We start from the raw sequence: 6,201 nt of genomic DNA, 5'->3' as shown, positions 1-6,201 counted from the left end.
CCCGCCTCACCACTCACGACGAGCCGCGGCGGGCTTCAGTAGGCGACGGTGAAGCGCGCGCGGTGGTGCTTCGGCTGCTCGATCTCGTCGACGTAGGCGATCGCGAAGTCGTCGCCGCCGATGTGGGACTTGCCGTTCTCGTCGGTCAGCAGGATGTCGCCGCCGATGCGGAACTCGCCCGTGCGCTCACCGGGCGTCCACGCGCCGAACTCGGCGGCCGGGCTGACGTAGAACCAGTCGAGGTTCTCGGGCTGCTCGCGCAGCAGGCCCAGCACCTCGGCGTGGTTGCCGGCCTCCTCCTTGTACTCGGCCGGGAACTCGGGGGTGTCGAACAGCCGCGGGCCGCCCTCGGCCACCCGCAGGCTCGCCGCGCCGCCGACGAACGACAGCCGGACGCCGTTCTCGCTCGCGATGCGGGCCAGGGCCGGCACGGCGTCGATCAGCTTCTCGCCGTCGATCTCGCGGGCCGGGGTGGCGACCACGAAGACGTCGGCGTCCTTCGCCAAGCCCGCCACGAACTCCTCGTCGTGCAGCGAACCCTGCCGCTCGTCGACGCCTTCGGGCACCGAGCCGGCGTGGCGCGCGACGCCGACGACCTCGTGCCCGCGCCGCAGCGCCTCGGCCCCGATCCTGCCCCCGGCGTACCCCGTCGCCCCGAAAATGACCAGCTTGGCCATGTCTGTTCCTCCGTTCGTCTCGGCTGTCCGCAGCCGATGCTAGGAACGGAAGATCACCTACTTCAACGGGAGCAACACACCTGGGGGTAGGTGTCCAGGTCAGCCGCCGAGGCCCGCGAACTCCGCCGCCACCTTCTGCTTGACGGCGTTGACGTCGAGGTTCGCGCGGACCTCCGCCGTCGCGTTCGGCTTGGAGAGGACCTGGTAGCTGGCCGTGCGGTTGGGCAGTTTGAACTTCACCGCGCAGGACAGCTTGATCGCCTTGTACGGCTCCGCGTCCCCGGCCGCCGTGCACGTCTGCGCGCCGAGCGACTCGGCGCTGACGTCGACGGACAGCGAAATGCGCACGACGCTCTTCTCCCCCGACGCCGGCGTGCCGACCACGCTGTTGGAGATGTCGACCGTGGTCGTGCAGGAGCCGACGAAGTCCTTGCAGTCGAGGACCTGGTTCGTGACGACGGCGCTGGCCTGCACCAGCCCCTCGAACGGCTGCCCCAGCCCGGCGACGGCGTTGTCGAGGTCGGTGTGGAACGTCTTGACCGCGTCCCCGGCGAGCGCGGCGACGCCGAACTCGGCGCCGTACTGCGCCCCGGCCCGCGAGTCGAGCATCGCCGGGGCGAAGCTGACCACCCGGTTCGGCTTGGCCGTCGTGACGCGCAGAACGCTCGGCGCGGCGCCGAGCTGGTAGACCTCGGTGCCGTCCGGCAGCTTCGCCTTGACCGGCTCGCCCATCCGGTCGAGACCGGCCAGCGCCTTGCGCAGCCCTTCGGCGAGCGCCGGCGGCGCGAACCGGGCCGCCGGGTCGAAGGGCAGCTCGGAGCCGAGCGTGCGCACCCAGCTCGTGCCGAACTGCGTGCCCTCGTCGATGGCGTGCGCCTTCCAGTAGTCGGCGTCGGCCTGCAGGTAGAACTGGCCGGCCGCGACCGTGACCTGGACGAACCGGCCGTCCAGCGGCAGCGCGCCGACGGCGTAGCCGCCCCGGCTGATCCGGAACTGCTGCTCGGCGCCCTTGACCGTGGACTTCAGCGCGATCGCGGGCGACTGGCCCAGCGCGGTGAGGGCCGCGTCGACCGCGGCGCGCTGCTCGGCGCGCCGGTCCGCCGTCGCCTTGTCGGCCGCGGAGACGCCGGCCGTGCCGGCGACCGCCACCTGGCAGCCCGCCAGCAGCCCGCCCAGCAGCAGCACCGCCGCCACCCTGCTCCGTCGAGCCCGCATTCCCGCCCCCTGCTCTCCCGCTACCGAGCACACCTCGGCCGGCGTTGTCCCGCCACCGGATTTGTGTCGTCACGTACCGGGGTTCCAGGAGGGTTCTAGCCTGGGCCGGGCACCCGCCGCAACCCACCGTGATGAGGTTGGTTTACACTCTTGAGGTTGTCTCGGCGAGGCGGGGCCCTTCTGGGGTGCCCGGCGTGATCGACGCGGCGGCTCGAGTAGCCCCCGTCGTCGTGCACGCCCGGAAACTCGCCGCCGAAACTTCGAAACAAAACACCGGCTTCCCCCCGCCGCCGCATGCTGTCTTTGATTTGAAGGAGTGCCACACCGTGTCCGAGGTACGTCTGTCCGTCGAGCCGCGCACCGAGTTCGGCAAGGGCGCCGCGCGCCGCACGCGTCGCGCCGGCAAGATCCCCGCCGTTCTCTACGGCCACGGGTCGGACCCGCGGCACTTCGCGCTGCCGGCGATCGAGTTCGCCCGCGTCGTGCGCGAGAACGGCTCGAACGCCGTCATCACCCTGGACCTGGAGGGCTCGGTCGAGCTGGCGCTGACCAAGACCATCGTGGTCCACCCGCTGAAGAACTACATCGAGCACGTCGACCTGCTGGTCGTGAAGCGCGGCGAGAAGATCGTCGTCGACGTCCCCGTCGTCGTGACCGGCAACCCCGGCCCCGGCGGCCTGGTCAACCAGGACGTCGACACCCTGCAGGTCGAGGTCGAGGCGCTGCACATCCCGGAGCAGTTCGAGGTCTCGATCGAGGGCCTCGAGATCGGTTCCCAGGTCCTGGCCGGCCAGGTCGAGCTGCCGCAGGGCGCGACCCTGGTCACCGACCCGGAGTCGCTGGTCGTGGCCGTCAACGAGCCGCAGCGTGAAGAGAGCGACGACGAGGCCGAAGCGGGCGAAGAGTCGGCCGAAGCCGCCGAATAGCATCTGAGCATGACCGAAGACCTGCCCGGGGCCGGCGAGCTGATCCTGCTCGCCGGCCTCGGCAATCCCGGGCCCCAGTACGCCGGAAACCGGCACAACGTCGGGTTCATGGTGCTGGACGAGCTGGCCGCCCGCATCGGCGGCAAGTTCAAGGCGCACAAGACCGGCGGCGACGTGCTCGAGGGCCGGCTGGCCGGCCGCCGCGTCGTGCTGGTGAAGCCGCGTTCGTACATGAACCTCTCCGGCGGCCCGGTGGTCGGGGCGGCGCGGTTCTACAAGGTGGAGCCGTCCGGCATCGTCGTGGTGCACGACGAGCTCGACGTCGACTTCGGCGCGCTGAAGCTGAAGCTGGGCGGCGGCGACAACGGGCACAACGGGCTCCGCTCGATCACGAAGTCACTGGGCACCCGCGACTACTACCGGGTGCGGTTCGGCATCGGCCGCCCGCCCGGCCGCCAGGACCCCGCGGACTTCGTGCTGAAGGACTTTTCGACGGTCGAGCGCAAGGAACTCCCGCTGGAGGTGGATCGGTGCGCGGACGCGACCGAAGCGCTGATCGGCACCGGCCTCGCGGCCGCGCAGAACGCCTTCCACGCGGGCTGACATGGGTGGCGAGGTGAAGCCATGACTCCGGACGAAGCCCGGTCGATCGCCTTCGGCAAACCCCGGTTCGGCCGTCGCGGCTACAACGAGGACGAGGTGGACGCCTTCCTCGACCTCATCGCCGAGGCACTGGCCGGGCGGAACATCCTCACCCCGGACGACATCCACTACGTCGAATTCACGATCATGCCGGTCGGCATGCGCAGCTACGACCAGGCCCAGGTCGACCTGTTCCTCGACGAGGCCGAGGCGGCGCTGGTGGCACTGCGCAACCCCAAGCCGGCCGCCGTCGAGCCGCAGCGGCCGCAGGGCCCCCGGAAGTGGTTCGGCCGCAGCTGACCGTCGTGTGAACCCCGCCACACAGCGCGGGGTAGCGCGGAATCACCCGAAGGCGGGCGTGAGGCTGCCCGTCGGGGTGAGGTTGGGGCTTAGCCCTTTCGGGAAGCCTGTTCACGGGTTAGGACGGTGTACGGGAGTTCGCACCCGCCCAACCCGGAATCGGAGAGTTCCATGTCGTTCACCGCCGAAGACCTCGCCGAGGTCACCTTCGGTAACGCCCCGATCGGCCGCCGTGGTTACGCGAAGCACGAGGTCGACGCGTTCGTCCGGCGGATCGCCAATACGCTCGCCGACGAGGACGACCTGACCGCCGCCGAAGTCCACCACGTGATGTTCGCGAAGCCGCTGATCGGCAAGCGCGGCTACGACGAGCGCGAAGTCGACGAGTTCCTCGACGCGGTGGAGAGCCAGCTCGCCACCCGTACCGGCCAGGCCCCGAACCTCCCGGGCGCCCGCACGGCACCGGAAGCCACCACCGAGCGCGCCGCCCCGCCCACCCTCCGCGCCATCCGCGTCCAGCAACGCTGAAGCGGCACTTTCACGTGAAAGTGCCGCCCCCAGGTGGGCACTTTCACGTGAAAGTGCCGGGCCCAGGTGGGCACTTTCACGTGAAAGTGCCGGGCCTGGGCTTGGTCAGGCGTCCGCGTTCTTCTTGATCCGGTCCGCGAACTGCTGGGCGGTCGCCGCGCGCTTGACCTTGCCCGACGGCGTCTTCGGGAGGCTGCCCGCCGGCAGCACCAGCACCGCGTACGGCCGCATGTCGACCGCGTCGCGGACGCGGGCCGACACCTGCTTCATCAGGTTCTTCTCCGCCTCGGCGTCCCCCGCCAGCTTCGACTCCACGACCACCGCGAACCGCTCGCGGCGGCTGCCCGCGTCCAGGCGGACGGCCACCGCGTTGCCCGCGCGCACCCCCTCGACCGAGGTCGCCGCGCGCTCGATGTCCGTCGGGTACAGGTTGCGGCCGCCCATGATGATGACGTCCTTGCGGCGGCCGCAGATGACGAGCTGGCCGTCCACCAGATAGCCGAGGTCGCCGGTGTTGAGCCAGCCGTCCGCGTCCTGCGTCGCGAGCGGGCCGTCCATGGTCAGGTAGCCCGGCGTCACGGCCTCGCCGCGCAGCCGGATTTCGCCGACCTGACGCTCGCCGAGCCGCGCACCCGTCTCGTCGACGATTTCCGCCTCGAGCCCGTCGAGGGGACGTCCGAGCAGCGCGAACGACCGGACGCTGTCGGTGCCGCGCCGCGGGTCGCCCTCCGGGACCGGCACCGCGCGGTTCTCCGCCTCCAGCGCGTCGGCTTCGACGACGTCGAGGGTGAGGCCGGTGAACAGCGGCGCGAACGACACGGCCAGCGTCGCCTCGGCCATGCCGTAGGCGGGGAAGACGCACTCGGCGGGCATCTTGAACCGAGCCCCGGCGTCCACAAAGGTCTGGACGGCGGTCTCGTCGATGGGCTCGGCACCGTTCAGGGCGATGCGCAGCTTCGAGAGGTCGTAGGCGTTGTCGTCGTCGACGCGGGCCATCCGGCGCCCGACGATGGCGTACGCGAAGTTCGGCGCCGCCGTGGTGGTGCCGCCGTACTTGGTGATCAGCTCCGGCCAGATCAACGGCCCGGAGAGGAACTCGACCGGCGTAATCTTGACCAGCTCGACGCCGAAGGTCATCGGCACGGTCAGGAAGCCGACCATCCCCATGTCGTGGAACGTCGGCAGCCAGGAGACCATCACGTCGACGTCGAAGTCGAACTCCGCGCGGTCGACCATGGCCTTGACGTTGGAGTACAGGTTGCCGTAGGTGATCCGCACGGCCTTGGGGTCGGCGGTCGAGCCACTGGTGAGCTGCAGGAGCGCGGTGTCGCCCTCGTCGGTGAAGACGACGTCGGCGAGCGGCTCGGCTGCGGCCAGCTCGGTGATGAGCTTGAACCCGATGCCCTTCTGCTCCAGGACGGGCGCGAGCTGGTCGAAGGGCTCGCCCAGCAGCACCAGCTCGGAGCCGATCATGCCGAGCACCCGCACGGTGTCCTCGGCCCATTCGGCGAGGTCGGTGCGCGGGGTCGGCTGGTGCAGCATGGTGACGCTGCCCCCGGCCAGCCACACGGCCTGCACGGTCGGCGCGATCAGCACCGGCGCGGCGGCGAGCACCCCGACCGCCGTTCCCGGCCGGAACCCCGCCGAGACGAGCCCGCCGGCGATCCGCCGGGCTTCGTCGTGCACCTCGGCCCAGGTCCGCCGGACCGGCTCCTTCGGCTCCCCGGTGACCATGCCGCGCTGCTGCCCCCGCGTCGTCGCGGTGGCGACGAGCGTGTCCACGAACCTGCTCATGGCGGGAACATTACTGTCTCGGCGTCAACGTCCGCCGAGCAAAGCGGAAACAGGCGACGCTCGAATCAGGTGTTGCATGGCGTTGCAGGCGCGGAGCAGCGCTGCTCATCCCTTTCACC

7 protein-coding genes are annotated in these 6,201 nt (G+C 70.7%); 4 read left to right on the top strand and 3 right to left on the bottom strand.

From position 1 onward, the window contains the following. Positions 1 to 35 precede the first annotated feature (35 nt). A complete protein-coding gene (locus DV20_RS42105) occupies positions 36 to 677 on the bottom strand; it encodes an NAD(P)-dependent oxidoreductase (protein WP_043789460.1) in 642 nt (213 codons plus the stop codon). 99 nt (positions 678 to 776) lie between these two features. Beyond that, on the bottom strand, positions 777 to 1,871 hold the full coding sequence (locus DV20_RS42100) for a hypothetical protein (RefSeq protein ID WP_043789457.1): 1,095 nt from the start codon (positions 1,869 to 1,871) through the stop codon (positions 777 to 779). 347 nt (positions 1,872 to 2,218) lie between these two features. On the opposite strand from DV20_RS42100, the gene DV20_RS42095 reads away from it, so the two are divergent. The 4 genes from DV20_RS42095 (at position 2,219) to DV20_RS42080 (ending at position 4,288) form a co-directional block, all read left to right on the top strand. Further along, positions 2,219 to 2,818, top strand: coding sequence for a 50S ribosomal protein L25/general stress protein Ctc (locus DV20_RS42095; protein WP_043789454.1), 600 nt, complete (start codon positions 2,219 to 2,221; stop codon positions 2,816 to 2,818). 9 nt (positions 2,819 to 2,827) lie between these two features. Further along, positions 2,828 to 3,421 carry an aminoacyl-tRNA hydrolase gene (pth, locus tag DV20_RS42090; protein WP_043789452.1) on the top strand — a complete coding sequence of 198 codons (594 nt, stop codon included), beginning with the start codon at positions 2,828 to 2,830 and terminating at the stop codon, positions 3,419 to 3,421. Between the two features lie 21 nt (positions 3,422 to 3,442). Continuing rightward, entirely contained in the window at positions 3,443 to 3,760 is a 318-nt protein-coding gene (locus tag DV20_RS47135) for a DivIVA domain-containing protein (protein ID WP_043789450.1), read from the top strand. Between the two features lie 171 nt (positions 3,761 to 3,931). Beyond that, positions 3,932 to 4,288, top strand: a complete 357-nt coding sequence (locus DV20_RS42080; protein WP_043789449.1) for a DivIVA domain-containing protein — start codon at positions 3,932 to 3,934, stop codon at positions 4,286 to 4,288. Positions 4,289 to 4,393: 105 nt separating this feature from the next. Here DV20_RS42080 and DV20_RS42075 read toward each other — a convergent pair whose 3' ends face one another. Further along, positions 4,394 to 6,082 (bottom strand): fatty acyl-AMP ligase, encoded by a 1,689-nt coding sequence (locus DV20_RS42075; protein ID WP_043789447.1) that lies wholly within the window; start codon positions 6,080 to 6,082, stop codon positions 4,394 to 4,396. Between the last annotated feature and the right edge of the window lie 119 nt (positions 6,083 to 6,201).

Origin of the sequence: Amycolatopsis rifamycinica, from assembly GCF_000695625.1 — a bacterium.
Classification (GTDB): Bacteria; Actinomycetota; Actinomycetes; order Mycobacteriales; family Pseudonocardiaceae; genus Amycolatopsis; species Amycolatopsis rifamycinica.
The sequence above is the reverse complement of the archived record's forward strand: the minus strand, read 5'-3'. Positions and strand labels throughout refer to the sequence as shown.